1 rRNA gene is annotated in these 1,466 nt (G+C 55.8%); it reads right to left on the reverse strand.

Annotated features, from left to right (window positions below):
• A 23S ribosomal RNA gene (locus GVY42_RS15115) occupies nucleotides 1-1,466 on the reverse strand; the annotation flags it as partial.

Raw genomic sequence — 1,466 nt, forward strand, 5'->3', positions numbered from 1 at the left:
GCCCTACATCCTTACACCAGGTTCACCTTACGGATACCATCGCCTGGCTCAGCTACCTTCCTGCGTCACACCTGTTCATACGCTAACCGCACCAGCATGGGGTCGAGCGTTAGACCGGCCACCATCACCCCGAAGGGATCCGGTTGAACCGGGTTAGGACTCTTAGCACCACTGGATTAGCTTGGGCGGTTGTTCGCCGGTACGGGAATATCAACCCGTTGTCCATCGACTACGCCTGTCGGCCTCGCCTTAGGTCCCGACTTACCCAGGGCGGATTAACCTGGCCCTGGAACCCTTGGTCTTTCGGAGGACGGGTTTCTCACCCGTCTTTCGCTACTCATGCCTGCATTCTCACTCGTGTAGCGTCCACGGCTGGATCACTCCGCCGCTTCACTCGCCACACGACGCTCTCCTACCACTCCGCACGACTGAACCACGAAGGCTTGTCTATAGTGCGAAATCTACAACTTCGGTGGTGTGCTTGAGCCCCGTTACATTGTCGGCGCGGAATCACTTGACCAGTGAGCTATTACGCACTCTTTCAAGGGTGGCTGCTTCTAAGCCAACCTCCTGGTTGTCTGTGCAACTCCACATCCTTTCCCACTTAGCACACGCTTAGGGACCTTAGTTGGTAGTCTGGGTTGTTTCCCTCTCGACGATGAAGCTTATCCCCCACCGTCTCACTGCTGCGCTCTCACTCACCGGCATTCGGAGTTTGGCTGACGTCAGTAACCTGTTGAGGCCCATCGGCCATCCAGTAGCTCTACCTCCGGCGAGAAACACGCAACGCTGCACCTAAATGCATTTCGGAGAGAACCAGCTATCACGAAGTTTGATTGGCCTTTCACCCCTATCCACAGCTCATCCCCTCCATTTTCAACTGAAGTGGGTTCGGTCCTCCACGACGTCTTACCGTCGCTTCAACCTGGCCATGGATAGATCACTTCGCTTCGGGTCTAGAACATGCGACTCAAACGCCCTATTCAGACTCGCTTTCGCTACGGCTGCCCCTCACGGGTTAACCTCGCCACATATCACTAACTCGCAGGCTCATTCTTCAAAAGGCACGCCGTCACCCCTACTAAGGAGGCTCCGACGGTTTGTAAGCAAACGGTTTCAGGTACTATTTCACTCCCCTCCCGGGGTACTTTTCACCTTTCCCTCACGGTACTTGTCCGCTATCGGTCATCTGGGAGTATTTAGGCTTATCAGGTGGTCCTGACAGATTCACACGGGATTTCTCGGGCCCCGTGCTACTTGGGATACACATCCGGCCATAACACCATTTCGTCTACGGGGCTGGCACCCACTACGGCCCGGCTTTCAAACCGGTTCGACTATGATGCGCTGTAACCGCCCCAGTCCGGCAGAACTGAGTGACGTGTCCCACAACCCCGACCATGCAACGCCCGCCGGCTATCACACATGATCGGTTTAGCCTCATCCGCTTTCGCTCGCCACTACTC

The sequence above is a fragment of the Exiguobacterium sp. 8A genome (assembly GCF_902506275.1).
Lineage (GTDB): Bacteria > Bacillota > Bacilli > Exiguobacteriales > Exiguobacteriaceae > Exiguobacterium > Exiguobacterium profundum.